Source organism: Cupriavidus sp. D384, from assembly GCF_001652915.1.
In the GTDB taxonomy this organism is placed as follows: Bacteria; Pseudomonadota; Gammaproteobacteria; order Burkholderiales; family Burkholderiaceae; genus Cupriavidus.
The window spans coordinates 44599-67453 of record NZ_BBQI01000024.1 but is presented as its reverse complement, the minus strand read 5'-3'; the positions used below and the strand labels follow the sequence as shown (position 1 = coordinate 67453).

General features: G+C 66.6%; 18 protein-coding genes. 10 read left to right on the top strand and 8 right to left on the bottom strand.

Annotation, left to right across the window (positions count from 1 at the left end; all coding sequences use genetic code 11):
* Nucleotides 1-75: 75 nt before the first annotated feature.
* Nucleotides 76-1641, bottom strand: coding sequence for an NAD(P)/FAD-dependent oxidoreductase (locus tag A9J21_RS09585; RefSeq protein WP_066734574.1), 1566 nt, complete (start codon nucleotides 1639-1641; stop codon nucleotides 76-78).
* A gap of 371 nt (nucleotides 1642-2012) precedes the next feature.
* On the opposite strand from A9J21_RS09585, the gene A9J21_RS09580 reads away from it, so the two are divergent.
* The 7 genes from A9J21_RS09580 (at nucleotide 2013) to A9J21_RS09550 (ending at nucleotide 10336) form a co-directional block, all read left to right on the top strand.
* Nucleotides 2013-2615 carry a hypothetical protein gene (locus A9J21_RS09580; protein WP_066734556.1) on the top strand — a complete coding sequence of 201 codons (603 nt, stop codon included), beginning with the start codon at nucleotides 2013-2015 and terminating at the stop codon, nucleotides 2613-2615.
* Between the two features lie 19 nt (nucleotides 2616-2634).
* Nucleotides 2635-4230, top strand: a complete 1596-nt coding sequence (locus A9J21_RS09575) for a GMC family oxidoreductase (RefSeq protein ID WP_066734552.1) — start codon at nucleotides 2635-2637, stop codon at nucleotides 4228-4230.
* A gap of 213 nt (nucleotides 4231-4443) precedes the next feature.
* The gene (locus A9J21_RS09570; RefSeq protein ID WP_066734549.1) at nucleotides 4444-5385 is read left to right on the top strand and encodes a TetR/AcrR family transcriptional regulator; all 942 of its coding nucleotides are present in this window, start codon (nucleotides 4444-4446) and stop codon (nucleotides 5383-5385) included.
* Between the two features lie 221 nt (nucleotides 5386-5606).
* Nucleotides 5607-6503 carry a DUF1571 domain-containing protein gene (locus tag A9J21_RS09565; protein WP_066734542.1) on the top strand — a complete coding sequence of 299 codons (897 nt, stop codon included), beginning with the start codon at nucleotides 5607-5609 and terminating at the stop codon, nucleotides 6501-6503.
* A gap of 226 nt (nucleotides 6504-6729) precedes the next feature.
* A complete protein-coding gene (locus tag A9J21_RS09560; protein WP_066734541.1) occupies nucleotides 6730-8118 on the top strand; it encodes a DUF2957 domain-containing protein in 1389 nt (462 codons plus the stop codon).
* Between the two features lie 61 nt (nucleotides 8119-8179).
* Nucleotides 8180-9463: a DUF2957 domain-containing protein gene (locus A9J21_RS09555; RefSeq protein ID WP_066734540.1), complete on the top strand. Its 1284-nt coding sequence runs from the start codon at nucleotides 8180-8182 to the stop codon at nucleotides 9461-9463.
* Nucleotides 9464-9484: 21 nt separating this feature from the next.
* Entirely contained in the window at nucleotides 9485-10336 is an 852-nt protein-coding gene (locus tag A9J21_RS09550) for an OmpW family protein (protein WP_066734539.1), read from the top strand.
* A gap of 78 nt (nucleotides 10337-10414) precedes the next feature.
* Here A9J21_RS09550 and A9J21_RS09545 read toward each other — a convergent pair whose 3' ends face one another.
* From A9J21_RS09545 to A9J21_RS09535, 3 genes are read right to left on the bottom strand one after another with little or no spacing between them, the layout of a single operon-like run.
* On the bottom strand, nucleotides 10415-11893 hold the full coding sequence (locus A9J21_RS09545; RefSeq protein ID WP_066734532.1) for an efflux transporter outer membrane subunit: 1479 nt from the start codon (nucleotides 11891-11893) through the stop codon (nucleotides 10415-10417).
* Nucleotides 11894-11895: 2 nt separating this feature from the next.
* On the bottom strand, nucleotides 11896-15051 hold the full coding sequence (locus A9J21_RS09540) for an efflux RND transporter permease subunit (RefSeq protein ID WP_066734530.1): 3156 nt from the start codon (nucleotides 15049-15051) through the stop codon (nucleotides 11896-11898).
* A gap of 39 nt (nucleotides 15052-15090) precedes the next feature.
* Entirely contained in the window at nucleotides 15091-16350 is a 1260-nt protein-coding gene (locus A9J21_RS09535) for an efflux RND transporter periplasmic adaptor subunit (RefSeq protein ID WP_066734528.1), read from the bottom strand.
* A gap of 431 nt (nucleotides 16351-16781) precedes the next feature.
* Between A9J21_RS09535 and A9J21_RS09530 the strand changes: the two genes are divergently transcribed.
* Nucleotides 16782-17495, top strand: a complete 714-nt coding sequence (locus A9J21_RS09530) for a TetR family transcriptional regulator (RefSeq protein WP_066734526.1) — start codon at nucleotides 16782-16784, stop codon at nucleotides 17493-17495.
* Between the two features lie 22 nt (nucleotides 17496-17517).
* Here A9J21_RS09530 and A9J21_RS09525 read toward each other — a convergent pair whose 3' ends face one another.
* On the bottom strand, nucleotides 17518-18609 hold the full coding sequence (locus A9J21_RS09525; protein ID WP_231906871.1) for an ABC transporter substrate-binding protein: 1092 nt from the start codon (nucleotides 18607-18609) through the stop codon (nucleotides 17518-17520).
* 233 nt (nucleotides 18610-18842) lie between these two features.
* Between A9J21_RS09525 and A9J21_RS09520 the strand changes: the two genes are divergently transcribed.
* Nucleotides 18843-19535, top strand: coding sequence for a response regulator (locus tag A9J21_RS09520; RefSeq protein ID WP_066734524.1), 693 nt, complete (start codon nucleotides 18843-18845; stop codon nucleotides 19533-19535).
* Nucleotide 19536: 1 nt separating this feature from the next.
* Entirely contained in the window at nucleotides 19537-21015 is a 1479-nt protein-coding gene (locus A9J21_RS09515; RefSeq protein ID WP_066734521.1) for a sensor histidine kinase, read from the top strand.
* A gap of 55 nt (nucleotides 21016-21070) precedes the next feature.
* Here the strand turns inward: A9J21_RS09515 and A9J21_RS09510 are convergent, their stop codons facing one another.
* From A9J21_RS09510 to A9J21_RS09500, 3 genes are read right to left on the bottom strand one after another with little or no spacing between them, the layout of a single operon-like run.
* The gene (locus A9J21_RS09510; protein ID WP_197497479.1) at nucleotides 21071-21928 is read right to left on the bottom strand and encodes a ChaN family lipoprotein; all 858 of its coding nucleotides are present in this window, start codon (nucleotides 21926-21928) and stop codon (nucleotides 21071-21073) included.
* Nucleotides 21925-22305, bottom strand: coding sequence for a DUF2149 domain-containing protein (locus tag A9J21_RS09505; RefSeq protein ID WP_082926321.1), 381 nt, complete (start codon nucleotides 22303-22305; stop codon nucleotides 21925-21927). The genes A9J21_RS09510 and A9J21_RS09505 overlap by 4 nt, the downstream gene beginning before the upstream one ends.
* Nucleotides 22302-22811, bottom strand: a complete 510-nt coding sequence (locus A9J21_RS09500) for a MotA/TolQ/ExbB proton channel family protein (protein ID WP_066734518.1) — start codon at nucleotides 22809-22811, stop codon at nucleotides 22302-22304. Before A9J21_RS09500 ends, A9J21_RS09505 begins: the two co-directional genes overlap by 4 nt.
* Nucleotides 22812-22855: the final 44 nt, after the last annotated feature.

The window sequence follows — 22855 nt, the reverse complement described above, 5'->3', positions numbered from 1 at the left end:
GTCTTGCGTCTTGCGTCTTGCGTCTTGCGTCTTGCGTCTGGTGACTTGCGGGGTGGGAGCGGACAACGGCTGGCTTCAGGCGCGGATCGGCCCGGCATGCGCGGCGTCCGCCAGCGGTTCGACGCTGGTGTGGCGCACGGGCCAGCGTTCGTAGTCGCTCATGCGGAACGACTGCGTGGCGCGGCGGAACTGGAACGTAAAGCCCGGCCACAGCGTGGTGTTCTTGTTGCTGCGCGGATCGATGTACCAGCTTGCGCAGCCGCCAGCGGCCCAGATCGCGTGCCCGAGCTTCTGCTGGATGCCGCGATTGAACGCCGCCTGCACCGGCGGGCGCACGTCCACGGCCTGCACGCGCTCTTGGCGCATCTGGCGCAGCGCATCGAGCACGTAGCGCACCTGCGACTCGATCATGAACACCATCGAGCTGTGGCCCAGTCCCGTGTTGGGGCCGACGATCAGGAACAGGTTCGGGAAGCCGGCCACCGTGGTGCCCAGGTACGCCTCGGCGCCATCGCGCCAGGCATCGAGCAGGTCGCGGCCATCGCGGCCGACGATCACGCCGCGCGGCAGCGGATCGGTGGCGTGGAAGCCGGTGCCAAGGATGATCGCGTCGGCGGCCCGGCGCGTGCCGTCGCGCAGCACCACGGCATCGGCCTCGACGTGATCGATGCCGGTGGTCACCACATCGACATTGCTGCGCAAGAGCGCTGGATAGTAGTCGTTCGAGATCAGCACGCGCTTGCAGCCGATCGTGTAGTTCGGCGTCAGCGTCCGGCGCAACGCTGGGTCGCGCACCTGCTTTTTCAGATGGCGGCGCGCCACGCGTTCCACGGCCTTCATGAGCTTCGGATGCACCACGAAGCCAAGTACGCGCGATTCGAGCATCCAGTACAGGCTGGTGCGCATCAGCGCCTGCGTGAAGGGCAGATGGCGGAACAGCCAGCGCTCCGTGCCCGTCACTTCACGGTCGGGCTTGGGCATGATCCACGGCGGCGTGCGCTGATACAGGTCGAGCTGCGCCACCTGCGGTGCGATCTGCGGGACGAACTGGATGGCGCTGGCACCAGTGCCGATCACGGCCACGCGCTTGCCGGCCAGCGGATAGTCATGGCGCCATTGCTGCGAATGAAACACGGTGCCGGCGAAGCGATCGAGCCCGGGGATATCGGGAATCGACGGCCGGCTCAGGCCGCCCATGCCCGCGACCAGCACACGGGCGCGCACGCGGCGCCCATCGCGCATCTGCAGGCGCCAGAGCGCGGCGGGCGCGTCCCATTCGGCGTGCGCCAGTTCATGGCCCAGCCGCAGGTGCGGACGCAGGCCAAAGCGGTCGGTGCAGTGTTCCAGGTAGAGGCGGATCTCGGGCTGGGTCGAGAACATGCGCGACCAGTCGGGGTTGGGCGCGAACGAGAACGAATAGAGATGCGATTGCACGTCGCAGGCGCACCCCGGGTAGTGGTTGTCGCGCCAGGTGCCGCCCACCGCATCGGCCTTCTCGAAGATCAGGAAGTCATCGACGCCGGACTGCTTCAGGCGGATACCCATGCCGAGCCCGGCAAATCCGCTGCCGATGATGGCGATATCGCATGCCTGCTCCGCTTCGGTCGGAAGATGAGCCTGCAGGTCCGGGGATGCATTCATGGGGCCGCTTTCCAGTGCGGGGCAACGAGTCATCGTCGTTCCACGACTATCTCATTGACACCGTTGATCGTGACATTGAACGATGTCATCGTAGGCACCGGTATCTGGCCGGTCAATGCGACGGTTTGAAGGATTGCTCTATTTTTGGCGCATTTCCAGTGTCGTATACGGCACATTAAACGGCGTTCGTGCCGAAAGACCGGCAGCGGGCGCGGTGGTCAGTCGTGCGTTTGAAACCCATGCGCCAGTGCGAAATAGTTTTGGGCGTTTCGGCAGAATCGCAACGCCGCCACGCTGGGGACGTACCCGGCGCTGCGCGGCCACGCCATCGGCCGCCAGAGCCGCACCGAAAAACCCGTCACGGAGACACCATGCCCACGCCTGCCCACGCTGCCGCACCGCCCGAGCCGCATCCATCGCCTGATCCGTCGCGCCGCCTGTTCCTGAAAGTGGGCGCGGGCTTCTCGGCGGCCATTGCCTGCTCGGCGCTGTTGCCCGCGCTGACCGGCTGCTCGCCGGCGGACACACCGCCGCAATCCGGCATGGCCTTCCTGCGGCCCGCCGATGTCGCGCTGTTTGCCGCGCTGCTGCCGGCCGTGGCGATCGACCTCCAGACACTGGACACCACCGCGCGTCGCCAGCGCATCGACGCTGCCATCAGGAACGTCGACAGCACGATTGCCGCCATGGGCCAGAACGGCCAGCACGAACTTCGCAAGCTGCTGGACCTGCTTGCCAGCACGCCGCTGCGCTGGGCCCTGGCTGGCGTACGGGCTTCGTGGGACCAGGCCACGCCCGAACAGGTGACCGCCTTCCTGGCGCGCTGGCGCGGCAGCCGCTTTGCCACGCTGAATGCCGGCGGCGTGGTGCTGGTAAAGCTGACCAGCGTGGCCTACTTCGTACTGCCTGACACCTGGGCGGCCAGCGGCTATCCCGGCCCCAATCCCGCGGTCTACCGCGCCCTTCACAGCTAGGCCCGCAGCGGAATTCCACATGCCGATCAACGATATCTACAGCGCCGGCATCGCGTCCGGCTGGAAGGTGCTCGACGCCGCCACGTTCACCGCGCCCCGCACGCTCGAAGCCGATGTCGCCATCGTCGGCACCGGCGCAGGCGGTGGTATCGCGGCCGAGGTGCTCAGCGACGCAGGGCTCACGGTGCTGCTGCTGGAAGAGGGCGGGCTGCATACGTCCGACAGCTTCCGGGACATGGACGAAGCGCGCGCCTATCGCGATCTGTACCAGGAGGCCGCTGCACGCGCCACGTCGGATGGCGCCATCTCCATCCTGCAGGGCCGCGCCGTGGGCGGCAGCACCACGGTGAACTGGTCATCGAGCTTCCGCACGCCGCCGCAGACCCTGGCGCACTGGGCCGCCGAACACGCAGTCACTGGCCACGGCGAGGCGGACATGGCCCCGTGGTTCGCGCAGATCGAGGAACGCCTGGGCATGGCGCCATGGGCGATGGACCCGAATCCCAACAACGCGGTGCTGCGGCGTGGCTGTGAAAGGCTGGGCTGGGAATGGCACGTGATTCCGCGCAACGTGAAGGGCTGCTGGAATTCCGGCTATTGCGGGCTGGGCTGCCCGGTCAACGCCAAGCAGTCGATGCTGGTGTCGACCATTCCAAACGCGCTGGCGCGCGGCGCCACGCTGGTGCACCGGCTGCGCGTGCGCACCATCGACCATGACGGCAAGGCCGTGCGCGGCCTGACCGGCGATGCCCTGGGACAGGACGGCTACACGCCGACCGGCGTCAGCGTCAGTGTTCGGGCCAGGTACGTGATTGCCGCCGGCGGGGCCATCAACACGCCCGCACTGCTGCTGCGGTCGCGCATCCCCGATCCGCATGAGCGGATCGGCCAGCGCACGTTTATTCATCCGGTGAATTTAAGCATCGCCGAAATGCCGGAGAAAATTGATCCATATTATGGAGCGCCGCAATCGGTGGCTTCGGACCATTTCCAGTGGCGCGACGGTGCGACAGGCCCGATGGGGTACAAGCTCGAAGTACCGCCGATGTTCCCGGGCATCAGTGCCGGCGTTTTCAATGGCCTGGGCCAGGCACTGCAACGCGAGATGGCCGCGTTGCCGTATACCAACGCCATGCTGGCCCTGCTGCGCGATGGTTTCGTGTCGGACAGTCCGGGCGGACGCGTAAAAATTGCAGACGACGGCAGCCCCGTGCTGGACTATGAAGTGAGCGACTACGTATGGGATGGCGTGCGGCGTGCCTACCTGAGCATGGCCGAGGCCCAGTTTGCGGCCGGCGCCCGGCGCGTGAGACCAGCCCATCTCGATGGCAATTCCTACACGACCTGGGCGCAGGCGCGCGAGGCCATCGGCCATCTGCCCCTGAAGAAATTCCGCGTGCTGCTGTTCAGCGCCCACCTGATGGGCGGCTGCGCGATGAGCGAAGACCCTGCGCGCGGTGTGGTGAACAGTGCCGGACGCCATCATCATCTGCAGAATCTGTACGTGTTCGATGGTTCGGCATTTCCGACAAGCATTGGTGCCAATCCCCAGTTGTCAGTGTTCGCATTGACGGCGCAGAATGCCTCTGCGATGCGCAAGACCATCATGACGTGACCGGATTCCTGCCAGGCAACGCGGTGCGCGGCAGGGGCTTGCAATTTAGAGCAAGTCTTCGAAAAATGGTCTTGTGAAACGCTCGGAGCGCTGGATAGGCTCCCTACAACCGTTTGAAGCATCCGTATGCCATCAGAGCAAGGAGCGGACGGTCGTGGATTTGTAGTTTTTTTTGCAGGGGTCCACAGCGGTATTTCAGCGAGAGACGCCCCCATGAAGACCGGGAAAACCACGGCAGGAGATACCAAGGCTCGCATCCTCGATGCGACCGAGAAGTTGTTCATTGAGGTTGGCTATGAAGCGACTTCGCTCAGGCAGGTAACGTCCCGAGCGATCGTCAATCTGGCCGCCGTCAACTATCACTTCCGCAGCAAGGAAATCATGATGCAGTCGGTGCTGAGCCGCCGGCTGGATCCGCTCAACACGCGGCGGCTTGCGTTGCTGGATGCCTGCGAGGCACGCTGGCCCGGCAACGCCATCCGTTGCGAACACGTGATGGGGGCCTTGTTCGTGCCCGCGCTGCAGATGGCGCGCGAGCCCGATATTGGCGGCCCGTCGTTCCTGCGCCTGCTTGGGCGCGTGTATTCCGATACCTCACCGTTCATTCAGTCCTGGCTGATGGGGCATTACGCACCGGTGTTCGGACGCTTCTTCGAGGCATTTGCACGGGCGCTGCCCGACGTGCCACGGCAGGAACTGGGCTGGCGCCTGCACTTCGCCCTCAAGGCGCTGGCGGGCGTGCTGGCCGGCGACGAACTCGGCAACCTGATGCCGGCGTTCACGCAGGGCAAGCGAATGAGCGACGCGCAGGTACTGGCGCAACTGACGTCGATGGTGGTGGCTGCCCTCAAGGCACCGTCGCCAGCGGTGCAGGAGCTGGGCGCCCTGCAGGAGGTTTTCGAAATCGGCGAGGCCCAGCACGCCGACGAACAGGCCAGCATCGCGGCGATGGCCGCCACGGCCGAAAGCGAAGCCCAGGAGCTTGCCGCCGCCACGGCCGCGGCAATGGGCCGTGCGCGGCGCAGCGCGCGTGCCGCACGCAACGAAACCACGACGCGTCCGCCAACCGCCAGCATGGCGGTGCGCCGCGAGCACTGCGCCACCTTCCCCAGCAATCCGCTCGACGACTGGATGCGTACCCGCCCCAGGACATAGCGGCACGCCGTCGCGGTCTCCACCGGGACCGCGACGCGCGCTGCGGCGAGCCGCGACGGTAACCGTCGCCTTCATCCCCACCCTGTCGATCCACCACGCCAACCGCGAGGTGTGACCCGCTGCGCGCCGCGGTTCCGGTGCGCATCCAGCCTGCCGTGTCCCACACGGCCGGAAGGGCCCCGTCTTGCCCGAAGAAATGCAAAACACACTGGAGACTCGCAATGAAGCAGATGTTCGTGATCGCCGCGTTTGGCGGCATCCTCGGATTCCTCGCCACGCCGCCCGGCAGCCTGTTCGAAGCTCACGCCCAGGGCGCACCGGCCGCACAGCCCGCGCGCGCGCCCACGCCTTACGACGGCCTGCCGACTTCGCAACAGACCGCACTGTTCGCCAGGCAGATTGCCAGCGGCGAACTGGCGTCGATGTCCGACACGCAGGTGCTGGCCGTGTTCGACGCCCTGCAGCCCGAGGCGTTGCTGACGTGGGCGCGGCAGGAAATCAACCGCTATCCCGAATACGAATACTGGATGACACGCCAGGAGCGCCTTAATGGCCAGTGGCAGGACAAGCCCGCACGCATGATGATCCGCTACCGCCATCTGCCGCGCCAGCTCTACGCGAAGTGGCTGCCCAACGGCGTGCAGGCCGGCCAGGAAATCATCTACGACGAGACCCGCCGCAAGGAAGAGATGTACGGCCATCTGGGCGGCATCATGGGCTTCACGTCGATCTGGACCGCCATCGACGGCACGCTGGCGAAATCGCAATCGAACCATACCGTGCGCGATCTCGGCTTCCAGTTCGTGCTGTCGATGCTGGAGCGCGACGCCAGGACGCTGCGCGCCGCGGGCCTGTCAGAGAAATACACGCGCGCAGAGATCGTGCAGGAACAGGGCACACGCATGGTGGCGCTGACCTGGGATCTGCCGGAAGGCGCGCCGAAGTACTACGCCAAAAAGGTGCAACTGACATTCGACCTCAGGCATCCATGGCCGCGCACCGAAACGGCATGGGATACCGACGGCAACATGACCGAGAAGATCGTCTTCGAGAAGGCCGTGAAGAAGACGTTCGATGCGTCGGCATTCGACCCCGCCAACAGCGAATACAAGTTCTGATGCAGCCGGCGCCAGGCGCCACCCCCGTTTGAATGTGCGCACAACGGGCCGCGCACGCGGTTTGAACAGCAGCGCGAGGCGCTTGGCGGACAACGGCAGACGGCACAGCGGCAATGTTTGGAACGAGCGCTCTATTGCGCCAAGGCGCTTGAAACGCGAGATTCCGACCACCGTGCGACACCTCGGCCAGTGCCGGTGCGCCCGTCATAAGAACGAGGAGACCACCATGAAACAGTCGAACTTTCGACGCACCGCTTTTGCCTTGGCTGGGGTAAGCCTGACGATCGCGCTCTCCGCCTGCGGCGGTGGCGACGGCGACCCTGGCGGTACCACGCCGCAAGCCGCCGCGCAGCAATGCGCCACCAATGGAACGTGCACGCCGTCGGGCCCCACGGTCAACCAGCCGGTGGCCGCGATCTGCCCCAGCGTGCTGGACTTCAACACCACGTACACCGGCGGGTCGGGCGCGGGCGAGTTCGTAAAGATCCAGCTCGACAGCACGAAGGGCACGTATCGCATCCAGTTCCTGGAATCGCCGGTCCCGCAGACCACTGCCGATATCTACCCCACGCGCGCCGGCGTCACCGTCACCGGCACGATGTCGCATCCCACCCGGCCGTTGCCCACCGAAGCCCAGAACAACTGCGCATACGAACTGAAGACCGCGACGGCATCCGACGGCAAGTCGCAAGCGCTCATCGATCCGGCCAATCCCCCGATCCTGTTTGTCGGCAATGGCGTTGCCGGCGGCGGCATCCCGGGTGCCACGATCAAGTACAACGGCCTCGGCGGCACCGACGCCGTCCCCGGCTTTGGCGCCATTCCGGCCACGACCTTCGCGATGTATCCGGTGCTGGCCTTCGCCGAAACCGAGACCGACTTCAGCAAGGTGGCCGGCAGCTACAACGTGCTGGGCTACCACCTGATTCCGTCGGGTGGAGATCCGGTCTCGACGGACCATTTCGTGCCCACGGTCGCCAACAAGGTGGAAACCATCAACGCCGACGGCACCTGCACGGTGGCTTCGGGCAACTGCGTGACCACCGGCAAGGCCTGGAAGCTGCGCGCAGGCACCGACGGCGCTTTCGAGAGCTTCGACTCCAGCGGCCTGAAACCGTATCCGTTCTTCTTCACCCAGACGTTCGCGGCCGGCAACCAGACGCTGGCCAAGGGTGTGCTGATCGTGGGCAAGCTCGAAGGCAAGCTGGTGCCGTTGCTGGTGCGCGTGGGCTACGCGCGCGTCGACTTCTCGGACCTTACCAACATCATCCTCAGCGTCGACGACGAATCCGGCATCGCGCTGCTGTCGCCAACCACCGCCACTACCGCCACCGCACTCAAGGGCGGCTACGTCGGCTCGGGCAGCGACTTCAGGTACGTCGCGTCGTCGCTGCATGACAACGTCGGGGCCTGGCTCGATCCACAAGACCCGTCGCTCACGCCGATCGGTGGCTTCCAGATGGATCTCACGCAGGCCACGCGGCCCGGCGTGGTGACCACCGTCGACAACAGCGGCCAGACCGGCGCGCTGATCACCACCGGCCCCGTGTACGCCCACCTGTTCGGCAACGCCGCCAGCCCGACCTTCCGCGTCAGCGCGGTGGCAAACCGCTAGCGGACGACGCGCGCCCGGATCCCTGCCTCACACCATAAGAAAGCACCAAGGAGACTTCATCATGCAGCTGCCGCAATCGCTTCGTCCGTACGCCGCCGGCGCCACCACGCAGCGGCCCTGGGTACCGCGCCTGGCGCTGGCCCTTGTCACCACCGCCTTGCTGGCCGCGTGCGGCGGCGGTGGCGGCGACGGCGGCGGCAGCAGCACGCCCGCCGCGGTGACCCCGCGCCTGTGCCCCGCATCGGTTGACTACTCGACGCCATATATCGGCGGCACGGGCTCCGGCGAACTGGTCAAGGTGCAGATCGACACCACTCAGAAGACATGGGCCGTGACGTTCCTCGATTCGTCGGTGCCGCGCAGCGCCGGCACGGTGTCGCCCACGCGCTCGGACCCCACCGACGGCAAGAACGTGATGACCGGCACGCTGGTACAGGAAACCGGCCTGCCGACACAGAAGCTGAACCAGTGTGCGTTCGTGCTGCAGGGCGCCAGCCTGGACCCGGCCCGGCCGGCCAAGCTGTTCCTGGGCGAGGGCGTGATGGGCGGCACCATCCCCGGCGCCCGCATCCAGTTCAACGGCCTGCTGGGCGCGGGCGCGGTGCCCGACACCACGTTCCCGTACTTCCAGTTCATTGGCTTCGCACAGACCGAGACCGACCTCGGCAAGATCGCCGGCCTCTACAACGGCTCGGGCTTCCACGAGATTCCGTCAAAGAACTTCGCGCAGGTGGCGCAGGATTACAGGATGTCGCTGGCGGCCGACGGCTCGTACACGGTCTGCGACAACAAGGCCGGGGGCACCTGCAAGCAGAAGGGCAACAAGTTCGCGGCGCAATCGAATGGCACGCTGCTGTCGACCAACTATGAGGGCGAACAGGCGCCGACGCTGGGCAATGTGATGGGGCGCGCCTACCTGATTGTCGGCAAGCTGCGCGGACAACTTGTGCCGGTGATGATCCGCGTCGGCTACGCCAGCGCCGACAAGCTGCCGCTGGGTGCCGACGACGAGATCGGCATCGGCATGATGGCACCGGCCGTGTCCGCCACGCAGGGCGCCATCAACGGCGAGTACGTGGGCGTCGACAGCAACTTCGACTACAAGACCACGGCGCTGGTTGGCGCAGACGCCGCCATGCTCGACCCGTTCCATGCATCGGACGCCACGCGCGCCATTGCGCTGAAGCTCGACTTCTCGCAGACCACGGCAGGCGTGATCACCACCACGCGCAAGGAAGGCACGCCCGGCATCACCGGCAAGCTGATGTTCACGGGCGGCGTATTCGGATTCCTGGAGGACCGCAACGGCAGCCCGTACTTCACGATCGGCGCGTTCGTCGAATAACAAGAAACGGGGAGACAGACAATGCAGAACAAGCGACTTGCCCTGAAACATCTTCTGGCCGCGGCAACCACCGTTGCCGCGTGCCTTGCCGCGCCCGCGCACGCCCAGAAGGCGGGCGACAACGTGGTGTCGGCCGGCTGGTTCCACATCCAGACGTTCGGCACCAGCGGGCCGCTGACCACCAATGTCGTGGATGTGCCGATCAACTACCCGCTGGGCCTGCCTTCGTCGTTCTCGGCGCCGGGCAGCGGCCTGTCGTCGTCGAATGCCGACACACTGGGCCTGACGTTCAGCCATTTCGTGACTGACCACATCGCCATCACCGCCGTGGGCGGCATTCCGCCCACGTTCAAGATCTACGGCCACGGCGAGCTGATCCCGCCCGGGCCGGCCGGTGCGCTGGGCCGCCAGAGCCTGGGCGATCCGTCGCTGAATCCGATCATCACCCAGGCACGGCAATGGAGCCCGGCGGCCATGGTGCAGTATCACTTCCGCTCGCCAGGCGTGACGTTCCGGCCGTTTGTGGGCGTCGGCGTGTCGTACAACTTTTTCACCGATATCAAGGTGAACCCGGCGTTCGCCCAGTCGGTCAACAACAACCTTGGCGCCATCCTGGCTGCGGGCGCCGGTATCCCGGGGCAGACATCGGTCAGCGCCGATGCCTCGTCGTCGTGGGCGCCGGTGTTCAATATCGGCGGCACCTACAACTTCAACGAGCACTGGGGCGTCACCGGCGCCGTGACGTACATTCCGCTGAAGTCGGAATCGACGATGACGATCAAGGCTTCGGACGGCACCGTGCTGTCGACGTCAAAGACCACACTGCGGCCCAATCCGCTGGTGTTCTTCCTGGCGGCGACATACAAGTTCTGAACACCGCATCGCGCGCACCATAAAAAAGGGCGGGGCCATCACGGCCTCGCCCTTTTTGCTTCCGCTTGCGGCGGTGCGTTACTGCGTGGTCTGCGCCGCCGGTTGCGGCGCCGCCTGCGCCACCGCCCCGGTTTCGTTCAGCCCGCCACCCAGCGCGCGATACAGGTCGATCGCGTTGGTCAGACGCAGCTGGCGCGCCTGCACCAGCGCCTGCTCGGCCGAGAACAGCTGGCGCTGCGCATCAAGCTCGTCGAGGTAGCTCGCCACGCCGCTGCGGAAACGCAGGCGCGACAGCTCGTAGCGCGCGGCTTCCGCATTGCGTTGCTGCTCCTGGCCCGCCACCTGCTCTTCGAGCGTGCCGCGCGCCACCAGCGCATCGGCCACTTCGGAAAACGCGGTCTGGATCGTCTTCTCGTAGTTGGCGATCTGGATGTTCTTGCGCACGTTGGCCAGGTCCAGGTTCGACAGGTTGCGTCCGTAGTCGAAGATCGGCAGTGTCAGTTGCGGCGAGAACGACCATACCCCGGCACCGTGATCGAACAGGTTGGTGAACGACGTGCTGATGTTGCCGGCGTTGGCCGTCATCGTGATCCGCGGGAAGAAGGCCGCGCGGGCGGCCCCGATGTTCGCGTTGGCGGACAGCAGCGCCTGTTCGGCCTGGCGGATATCCGGACGCTGCGTCAGCAGTTCCGAAGGCAGGCCCTCGGGAATGTCGCTGATGATGCGTTCGTCCGACAGGCGCATCGGCGCCGGCAGGTTCGGGATCTCGGCGATCGGCTTGCCTACCAGCACTTCGAGCGCGTTCTGCGCCTGGGCACGCTGGCGTGCCAGCTGCGCGGCAGACACGCGTGCCTGCGCCACCAGCGATTCATTGTCGCGCAGGTCCAGCGCCGAGGTGGCGCCGGCATCGAAACGCTTCTTCGACAACTCGTACGTGCTTTGGCGCGCCTCCAGCGTCTCGCGCGCCAGGTCGTACTGCTCGGCGGCGGCGCGCTCGGCCAGGTAGGCCTTGGCAACTTCGGAGACCAGCGAGATATACGCGGCGCGATGTGCCTCCTCGGTGGAGAAGTACTGCGCCAGCGCGGCATTCGACAGGCTGCGTACGCGGCCGAAGAAGTCCAGCTCCCACTGCGTCACCGACAGGCCCACCTGATAGATGTTGCCGGTGAACGACTGGGAGACGCCCGATGTGGCCCCCGAGAAGCGGCCGCGCTGGAAGCTGGCGTTGCCGTTCACGGTCGGCAGCAGGTCGGCCCGCTGGATCTGGTACTGCGCACGCGCTTCCTCGATACGCAGCGCGGCCGTGCGCAGGTCGCGGTTGTTTTCCAGCGACGTGGCAATCAGCGTCTGCAGGCGCGGATCGGTGAAGAACTCGCGCCAGCCGATATCGGTGGCCTTGCGCGTTTCACCGCTCTTCACCTCGGCCGTGGCGTAGCCTTCCGGCGCGGCCGGATAGCTGCCTGCCACGGGGGCGGCGGGACGGTCATAGTGCGGCGCCAGCGTGCAGCCGCTCATCACCCCGGCCACCAGCAGCAATGTGGTCAAAGTCTTGGTCATTGTCAGATTTCCTTCTGGCTGCTTTCCAGACGTGCCTGCTCACGTTCGTGCTGGGCCTTGCTGCCCTTGAACCGGCTGCGAACCACCACGAAGAATACCGGCACCAGGAAAATCGCCAGTACCGTTGCCGTGATCATGCCGCCCATCACGCCGGTACCGATGGCGCGCTGGCTGCCCGAGCCCGCGCCAGTGGAGATGGCCAGCGGCAGCACGCCCAGGATAAACGCCATCGACGTCATCAGGATCGGGCGGAACCGCAGGTGCACCGCTTCAAGCGTGGCGTCGACCAGGCTGCGGCCCTGCGCCTGCAGGTCCTTGGCGAATTCCACGATCAGGATGGCGTTCTTCGCCGACAGACCGATCGTGGCGATCAGGCCCACCTTGAAGTACACGTCGTTGGGCATGCCGCGCAGCGTCACGCCCAGCAGCGCGCCGATCACGCCCAGCGGCACCACCAGCAGCACCGAGACCGGGATCGACCAGCTCTCGTAGAGGGCGGCCAGGCACAGGAACACGATGATCAGCGACAGCGTGTACAGGATCGGTTCCTGCGAGCCGGCCAGGCGTTCTTCATACGACTGGCCCGACCACTCGAAACCGAAGCCCGGCGGCAGCTTGGCGAAGTTCTCCTCCATCACCCGCATCGCCTCGCCAGTGGACTTGCCCGGCGCGGCCTGGCCCGCCAGCTTCACCGCCGGCATGCCGTTGTAGCGCTCCAGGCGCGGCGAGCCCATGATCCACTGCGACGTCGAGAACGCCGAGAACGCCACCATGTCGCCGTTCGCGTTGCGCACGCGCAGCTTGCCCAGGTCGTCAGGCAGCAGGCGATCCGAACCCTGCGCCTGCACGATCACGCGGCGCACGCGGCCTTCGTAGATGAAGTCATTCACGTACGACGAGCCAAACGAGATCGACAGCGTCTGGTTGATGTCGGCCACCGCCACGCCCAGCGCGCGCGCTTTCTCGCGGTCGATGTCGATACGCAGCTGCGGCGCGTCTTCCTGGCCTTCCGGACGCACGCCCACCAGTGCCGGCGACTTCGCGGCCATGCCGAGCATCATGTTGCGCGCTTCCATCAGCTTGGCGTGGCCCTGGCCTGTGCGGTCCTGCAGACGGAAGTCGAAGCCCGACGAATTGCCCAGCTCGGAGATGGCCGGCGGGTTCAGCGGGAAGATGATCGCGTCCTTGATGAACGACAGCGCGCCGAACGCACGGCCCACCAGCGCCTGCGCGGTCTGGTCCGCACCCGGACGCTCCTTCCAGTCCTTCAGGCGCACGAACGCGATACCGCCGTTCTGGCCGCGGCCGAAGAACGAGAAGCCGGCCACCGTGATCATCTGGTCCACCACCTTCGATTCCTTCTGCAGGTAGTAGTCCTCGATCTGCTTGAGCACGCCGATCGTGCGCTCTTGCGTGGCGCCCGTGGGCAGCTGCACCACCGTGATCATGTAGCCCTGGTCTTCGTCAGGCAGGAACGACGACGGCAGGCGCTGGAACAGCAGCACCACACCGGCGATGATCACCGCGTAGACGATCAGGTAGCGGCCCGAGCGCTTGAGAATGCGCGCCACGATGCCCTGGTAGCCGGTCGATGCCGTGGCAAACGTCCGGTTGAACCAGCCGAAGAAGCCCTTCCGCTCGTGGTGATGACCCGCTTCCACCGGCTTGAGCAGCGTCGCGCACAGGGCCGGCGTCAGCGTCAGCGCCAGGATGGCCGAGAACACCATCGACGAGATCAGCGACAGCGAGAACTGGCGGTAGATGTTGCCGACCGAACCCGAGAAGAACGCCATCGGGATGAACACGGCGGTCAGTACCAGCGTGATGCCGACGATGGCGCCCGTGATCTGGCTCATGGCCTTGCGGGTGGCTTCGCGCGGCGAGAGACCTTCCTCGCTCATGATCCGCTCGACGTTCTCGACCACCACGATCGCGTCGTCCACCAGGATACCGATGGCCAGCACCATGCCGAACATGGTCAGCACGTTGATCGAGAAGCCGAACGCCAGCATCGCGCCGAACGTACCGAGCAGCGCCACCGGCACCACCAGCGTGGGAATCAGCGTGGCCCGGAAGTTCTGCAGGAACAGGTACATCACCAGGAACACCAGCACCACGGCTTCCAGCAGCGTCTTGACCACTTCCTCGATCGAGATCTTCACGAACGCGGACGTGTCGTAGGGAACGCTGAATTCGTAGTCGGGCGGGAAGAAGCGCTGCAACTCTTCCATCTTGGCGCGCACCGCGGTGGCGGTAGCCAGTGCATTGCCCGTGGGCGACAGCTTGATGGCGATGGCCGATGCCGGCTTGCCGTTGATGCGGGCCAGCGTCGAATAGTCGGCACCGCCCAGCTCCACGCGGCCCACGTCCTTGATGCGCACCGACGAGCCGTCCGGATTCACGCGCAGCAGGATGTTGGCGAACTGTTCGGGCGTGGTCAGCCGGCTTTCGGTGTTGACCGTGGCATTCAGCTCGGTGCCGCGCGGCGACGGCGTACCGCCGAGTTCGCCCACGGCCACCTGGATGTTCTGCTCCGATACGGCGGCGGTCACATCCAGCGGCGTCAGGTTGTAGCCCGTCAGCTTGGCCGGATCCAGCCAGATCCGCATGGCGTACTCGGTGCCGAACAGGTCGGCGGCACCCACGCCGGGCACGCGGCGGATCGAATCCACCACCTGCGCCGACACGAAGTTGCCCAGCTCGATCGCATCGGATTTACCCGATTTCGACGAGACCGTGATGAACATCATGTAGTTGTTGCCGGCCTTGTCGACCCGCACGCCCTGTTGGCGCACTTCCGCCGGCAGACGCGCTTCCACGCGCTTCAGGCGGTTCTGCACTTCCACGGAGTTCAGGTCGGCGTTCGAGCCCGGCGCGAACGAGATGTTGATCGTGGCCAGCCCCGACGATTCGCTTTGCGATTCGTAATAGAGCAGGTTGGGTGCGCCGTTGAGCTCCTGCTCGATCGGCGTGATCACCGAGTCCTCGATCGTCTTGGCCGACGCACCGGGGTAGGTGGTGGTCACCGTGATGATCGGCGGGGCGATATTGGGGTACTGCGCAATCGGCAGCTGCACGATCGACAACAGACCGCCCAGCGCGATGATCAGCGCGAGCACCCACGCGAACACCGGCCGGTCGATAAAAAACTTCGCCATGAAACTGGCTCCCTTTTATGGCTTTGGTCGAGGGCCCGATCAGCCCTGCTTGGCGGCCGACTTGTCGTCGGCCTTGGCATCCTTGCCGTCCGCGGCGGGCTTGCCGCCCTGCGCGGTGGCGGCCGGCGCCGATGCCGGGGCATCGGCCGTCTTCGGTGCCTGGAATGGCACGGCCTTGGCCGGTGCGCCCGGGCGCACCTTCTGCAGGCCTTCCACGATCACCTTTTCGCCACCCTTCAGGCCTTCGGTCACGACCCAGCGGTCGCCAACGGCCTGCGGCGCCTTGACCGGCAGCGCGGCCACGTTGCCGTCGGCGCCCACCACCAGCACACTGGCGCCCTGGGCGCTACGGATCAGCGCGCGTTGCGGCACGGTCAGTGCGTTCTCGTCGATACCCTGCTCGATCTTCACGCGCACGAAGGTGCCCGACAGAAGTTCACGCTTCGGGTTCGGGAATTCCGCCCGCAGCGTGATGGCGCCGGTGGTCGGGTCCACGGTCATGTCCGAAAACAGCAGCTTGCCCGTGGCGGCGTATTCCTTGTCGCCCGCTTCCGGATACAGATGCACCTTGGCACCACCGTTCACGCCCTTGACCTTGCCCGATTCCATGGCGGCACGCAGGCGCGCCACTTCCGAAGCCGGCTGGGTGAACGTCACCCAGATCGGATCGACCTGCTCGACCGTGGTCAGCTTGGTGGCTTCTCCCTTGCCGACCAGCGCGCCTTCCGTCACCAGCGCCCGGCCCACGCGGCCCGAGATCGGCGACGTCACCGTGGTGTAGCCCAGGTTGATCTGGGCCGTGGTCACGGCGGCCTTGGCGGCGGCGATGTCGGCATTGGCCTGGCCGGCGGCGGCCACGGCTTCGTCATATTCCTGCTTGCTGACCGCGTTCACGGCCACCAGCGGCTTGTAGCGCTCGGCCTTCTGGCGCGCGGACACCGCGTTGGCTTCGGCTCGCTCCAGCTGCGCCTTGGCCGAGGCCAGTTGCGCCTGGTACGGGGCCGGATCGATGCGGAACAACACCTGGCCGGCCTTGACCTCGCCGCCTTCGGTGTAATTGCGCGACAGGACGATGCCTTCGACGCGGGCGCGCACTTCGGCCGTGCGTACGCCTTCGAGGCGGCCCGGCAGTTCATTGACAACGGCAACGGCGGACGGCGTGACGGTGACCACACCCACTTCCGGCGGCGGCATCGCGCCGCCCTGGGCGGCTTTCTGGCCACAGGCGGACAGCGCCAGCGCCGCAGCGGTAACGGCGGCGGCAACGGCTGCGCAACGGATACGTTGGGACTTCCTCATCGATAACCCCATGATGAAAATTTGAGATCTGCCGCACCGCCCCCAACGTTGGGCTGGAAGCAGGCGCGCCCCGGGGGCGGGGCGCGGCGGCTAAAAAAGTGGTGCTTGAGTCAGACGGACCCAGGGCGAGCGGGTGACGGGTCACCGCAGCCGCGCAAAAAACGGCTTGGCCGAAGTCCGGACAGGCGAGTAGTATAGATACATTCGCGCATGTATGTAAGTCCCGGTTACGAATTTAGCGCTGTTCGCAACACATGGCACCTGTTGTGTGCATTGGAATGTTCCGCCCCTGTGAGCACGATTGTTCCATTCAAGGTACGATGCGGCCGCCGGTGCGATTGAGCAATTTTGAAAGAGAAGCCCTTCGGCGCATTTGCGCGTCGGGATCAGGAGACCCGGGCGGCCACCCACTGGCCCCGGGGAAAGAGGAAATGGTCAGACGTACCAAGGAAGAAGCGCTCGAGACGCGCAACCGGATTCTGGATGCGGCGGAAGCCGTGTTTCACGCCCGAGGCGTGGCACGCCCGTCGCTGGCGGATATTGCCGAGGCGGCAGGTGTCACGCGCGGCGCGATCTACTGGCACTTCAAGAACAAGAGCGACGTGTTCGCCGCCATGGCCGACCGCGTCAACCTGCCCGTGGAAGCGCTGTGCGCGCCGGAGCGGCTGGCGCTGCAGGAAGACCCGCTCGGCGGCATCCGCGATATCTGCGCCTTCGTGTTCCGTCAGACCGTCACCAATCCCCAGTGGCGCCGCGTGTTCGAGATCATCTTCCACAAGTGCGAGATGGTGGAGGACAACGGCGCCATCTTCGAACGCCAGCGCGCGTCGCACCAGGACGGCACGGTCAAGATGCGCGAGCACCTGCGCCTGGCGATGGAACGCGGCCAGTTGCCGGCGGACCTGGACCTCGACCTGGCCGTGATGGCATTCCACGCCGCAATTGGCGGCGTACTGGCCCACTGGCTGTTTTCCCCGACCGATTTCGACCTGAGCCGCGAGGCCGAGCGCCTGGCGGACACCTTCATCGACACGCTGCGCCTGTCTCCGGCATTGCGCGTGGGCTATGTGCCGCGCCCGATGGCGCCACTGGACCAGGAAATGGCGGCACTGTGCGAGCGCCAGCCGCAGGCAGTCGCCGAATAGTCTCCCGCCAGCTCAGCCCGACTCAGCCCTTGAGCGCCTGGCGCCAGCGCGCGAGGAAGGCCTTCTTGCGCAGGGCGTCCTGCGCGGCCAGCAGCCCCGGCCCCACGCTGATCGGCTTGAGCGCATAGCCAAGCCGCTCAGCCAGCGCATTGGCGGTGTGTGCGCTGTCGGTATCGGTACGGATGGTATAGAGCTGCGACGTGGACTGCCCCAGCAGCGCCTGGCCTTCGCGCGACAGCAGGTAATCCAGCCACAGCCGCGCCGCATTCGGCCGAGGCGCCCGGCGCGCGATGAACGCCACGCGAGACATCACCAGCGTGTAGTCGCGCGGCGCGATCACACCGATGCCGGCGCCGCGCTCCATCAGCGACAGCGCGTACGAGCCCAGCAGGTTGTAGCCGAGCACCAGTTCCCCCTTGGCAATACGCTCGATCATGTCGGCCGTCGATGCCGACAGCTGCACCTGGGCACGCCCGAGCGCCTGCGCCAGATACCAGAATTCGCTGCCCATGCGCGCGTCCTGCTGCGCCAGCAGGTATCCCACGCCCGAGCGCTCCACATCGTATGTGACCACCTTGCCGCGCCACTTCGGCGCATGCTCCTGCAGCAGACGCGCCAACCCGCTGCGGCTGCCGGGCACATGCGCCGTCGCAAAATGCTTGCGGTTATAGACGATGACGGCCGGCTCGAACGTGGTACCCCAGGCCTCGTCGCGCCACACGGCCCAGCTGGGCAGGCCCGGGCGTTCGGGCGAGTCGTAGCGCTGGGCATGCCCGTCGTTGACGAGCTTGATCTGCAGATCCATGGCCGTGCTCCACAGCACGTCGGCACAGGGGGCATCGCGGCTCGGCTGGGCCGGGCCCAGGCTCGCGGTCTCGGCCAGGAAGCGGTCGTGCAGTTCCAGCGTGTTGAGGTCCTGGTAGCGCACGCGCACGCCGGGATAGCGCGTCTCGAAGCCCCGGATCAGCGGCTGCACCACTTCCAGGTCGGTCGACGCATAGATCGTCACGCCGCCCTCGCGCTGCGCGCGTGCAATGACGTCGGCGTAATCGCCCGGATAACCGTCCGGCACACGCGGCGCGGGCTGCGCCAGCGCCGGCATCCCCACGGCCATGGCCCCGCCTGCCAGCAGCAGCTGGCGGCGCATGGCGCTGGACGGTTCCGGCAGGGACACGGGTGCGGCAGGCACGGAAGGCGCGGAAGGCACGGCGGACAGGAAGATGGTGTGCGGACGATGGGACGGCAGCCAGCAGACACCTGCGGGCAGGGCGGGGGTATTATAGGCGCCCGCGGCACGCACGGGCGGCCCGCGAGACACACGACAAGAGCGGGCAGAGGAGGTCCGGCATGCGCATCCTGCTGGTGGAAGATGAAGTGGAACTGGCCCGCTGGGTGGCACGCGCACTGGAGCAGGGCGGCTTCGTCATCGAGCACGTCGCCGATGGCCTGCAGGCCGATGCGCGCCTGATGGCCGAGGAGTACGACGCCGTGGTGCTGGACCTGCGCCTGCCCGGCAAGGACGGCCTGGCCGTGCTCAAGTCCATGCGCGGCCGGGACGACCGCACACCGGTGCTGATCCTGACCGCCCAGGACACGCTCGACGAACGCGTGCGCGGCCTGAACCTGGGCGCCGACGACTACCTGCCCAAGCCGTTCGCCATCGCCGAACTCGAAGCCCGCATCCTGGCCCTGATCCGCCGCAGCCGCGGCCGCGCGCATCCGCGCCTGCAATGCGGCACGCTGGTATTCGATGGCGAGACCCGCAGCTTCACGCTGGGCGGTGCCCCGCTGTCGCTGACGCCGCGCGAATCGACGCTGCTCGGCGCGCTGCTGGCCCGCAGCGGCCAGCCGCTGACCAAGGCGCAGCTGCTGGACAAGGTGTTCTCGCTCGATGCCGACGTAAGCCCCGATGCCATCGAGGTGCTGGTCTACCGCCTGCGCAAGAAGCTGAGCGGCCACGGCGTCACCATCGTCACGCTGCGCGGCTTCGGCTATCTGCTGGAACCCGAAGCCACGGAACCGCCCAAGGCCGGAGCCTGACATGTGGCGCCGCCACCTGCGCCAGCGCGCGCGCCTGCCGGTGCGGCTGTGGCTGCGCGGCAGCCTGCGCCGCCAGCTGCTGATCCTGCTGGTGCCGGCACTTGCGCTGATGATGGGCGTGGACACCTGGTTCACCTACGGGACCCTGCGCGATGCCGCCAACACGGCGTACGACCGCTCGCTCTATGGCTCGATCCGCACCATCGACAACGCCATCGGCATGGCCGGCGAAAGCGTGCAGCTCACGCTGCCCGATGCGGCAATGGAGATGTTCGAGACAGCCGCGCAGACCCATGTGTTCTATCGCGTGTCGATGGAGCGCGGCGGCAGCATCGAGACCGTGACCGGCTACGACGACCTGCCGCTGCCGAAGGGCGCGCTGGTCAACAACGTGCCGCGCTTCAACGACGCCGTCTACCACGGCGATCCGGTGCGCGTCGCCACGATGGCGCGTCCCATCTACCGCCCCGACGCGAACATGCGCGTCATCATCCAGGTGGCCGAAACCGCCGAGCCGCGCGCCGCGCTGATCGGCAATGTCTGGCGCAGCGCGCTGCTGCGTGATATCGCGCTGATCGTGCTGTCGGCCGTGATCCTGGTCGGCGGCATCACCTACGTGCTAAAGCCGCTGCAGCGGGTACGCGACGATGTCCGTGCGCGCTCGCCCGACGATCTCGCGCCGCTGGCCTTCGACGTGGTGCCCGTGGAGGTTCGGCCGCTGGTCGACGCGGTCAACCTGCACGTATCGCGCTCGGAAGCCATGGCGCAATCGCAGGCGCAGTTCATTGCCGACGCCGCGCACCAGCTGCGCACACCGCTGGCGATTCTCAAGACGCAGGCGGAATTCGCGCAGCGCCAGCTGCAGATGCGTCATGACGAACCGGCCCGCGAAGCCGCCGCCGAAGCCGTGGGCGGCATCGTCACACAACTGGAACAGGCAGCGCGCCTGACGAACCAGTTGCTGGCGCTGGCCCGCGTACGGCAGCCGGGGCGCGATGGCGCCGCGCAGGACGACGAAGCCGGCGTCATCGACGCCGTCACGGTGGCCGAGCACGTCGCGCTGGACTACCTGCCCCTGGCGCGCGGCAAGCAGCAGGATTTTGGATGGGAGCGCCCTGCCGCGCTGACGCTGCCGGTACGCGCGGACGCCGCGCTGCTGCGCGAGGCGCTGGCAAACCTGGTACACAACGCGATCCAGTATTCGGGACGCGGCAGCCGGATCACGCTGTCCGCCGCGCAACGCGACGGCCGCGCACTGCTGGTGGTGGAAGACGACGGCCCCGGCATTCCGGAGAACGAACGCGAAAAGGTGTTCGCCCGCTTCTACCGGCGCGTGGAGAACACCGAACCCGGGTCCGGGCTCGGACTGGCGATCACGCGCGAGATGGCGGCCAGGTTTGGCGGCAAGGTGACGCTGCGCGATGCCACGCAGGGCAGGGGACTGCGCGCGGAGCTGAGTTTCGCGCTGGCGGATACCTAGCGCTGCCTTGCCCCGCGCCCATTTGTTCAGACCGGGGGACAATGCGGCCAGGCGCTCACTGCTTCATCGGTTTGCCTATCACCGCCCCCTTGCATGGGTCCTCGCGCTCCATGGCCGGTACGCGCACCACGACGTCGAAGCCCTTGCCGGGCGAATCCGATTCGATGTAGCCGACGCTGAGCACACGCTCGCCCTGCCCGGGCAGCCAGCGCGGCACGCCAATATCGCGCCGCACATGACCGTTGCCCGCGATCAGCACCGCACCCTGGCGGGCGTACGGCTGCAGCGTCTGCGCCATCACGGCGTCGCGCGCGGCCTGCGCGTTCAGCATGCCCGGCAACATGGCCTGCGGGAAATGGCCGCAGTGGCCGGCGTCGAGCGCGGCGGTCTGCGCGGCCACGATATCGGCCGGTAACGCGCCATCAAGCCCCAGTGCGGCCTGCTGGTCCTTCGCAAACACATCGCCATAGCCGCCGCGCACGATCCTTGCCGCATCGGCACGCGACAGGTTGGCGGCGCGCAAGGGCAGGTTGTACTGCAGCGCCAGCGCCACCACGGGCTTGTACAGCGCCCAGTCCCACCCGCTCTTGCTGCCAGCCGCCTGCTCGATCAGATAGTCGGCATCGTGCGGCCGTTCGCGCCGCGCCCGGTCGATATCGGCCTGACGTTCGCGGTCGAACTGTTCCATGGCAATGGCCGGACGCCAGCCCGCTTCCACTGCACGCGTCAGCGCCTGCAGGCGCTGCTGCTGGGCGGGCGCGCTGTCATGGACTTCGCCCAGCAGCACGTATGACTTGTCCGGGAACTTCTGGCTGATCGCCGCCGGGGTTGCGTTGGGCGTGGTCGATGCGCAGCCGGTGGCAAGCGTCACGGCCGCCATGACAGCAAGCAAGGAAAAGGGTGTGCGCATCATGGCCTGGCGGGCTCCGGTTGCGTCTGGGCCTGGGTGGCCCCGGTGAGGGCGGCGCCGTTTGCGGCGGCCGGCGTCTCGGGTACGTAGACCATCGATCCATCCTTCATGCGATACGCCACGCCGGCCTTGATGCCGTCGCCGGACCCCATCTGGCCGCTGGCCTGGTAACGCACGATCTTCTCGCCCTGGCGCGACACGATTTCCATGTTCGGCTTGCCCGGATTCGAGATGATGGTCACATCCTGGTGCGTGAACGGATTGAGCGGGTTCTGCGCGATGGTCACCAGCAACGCGGCAATCACCACCAGGAACACATCGATCAGGTTGACGACCGACAGGATCGGATCGTCGGCCTCGCTTTCCTCCAGGAACTTCATGCCTCGGGCTCCCATTGCGGGTGCGACTGGCCCAGCCAGACCAGTTCCTCGGCCAGCCAGCGGCGCCGCACATTGACCACCCAGAACGTGATGCTGGCCGCGATCAGCGCCAGGATCACGGCCGAAAACGCGATGGTCAGGTTCTCGCCCACATCCGCCAGATTGCCACCGGACAGCCCCTTGAGCGCCGGTCCCATCGGGATCATCGTAGCCACCAGGCCCAGCATCGGCGCCACGCGGGTGGCGATGCGCGGACGCTCCAGCAGCCGGTGGGCCGCGACGTCGAGCGCGTCGGGGTGGCTGACCTTGTTGCGTCGCGCCCAGGCTACCAGCGGATAGCCGCGCCCCGATTCGATGCTGTTGCGACCGCGCAGCCAGGCCTGCATCGCAAAATCGCCAAGTGCCCAGAAGGCGTAAAGAAACAGCAGGCCGATCAGCACCAGCGTCGGATACAGGAACAGCTGGCCGACGTCATACATCAGGGTTTCGAGCAGGGTAGGGGTCATGGTCGAACGCAGTTACTTATATCGATACGATGAATGTTTGATGG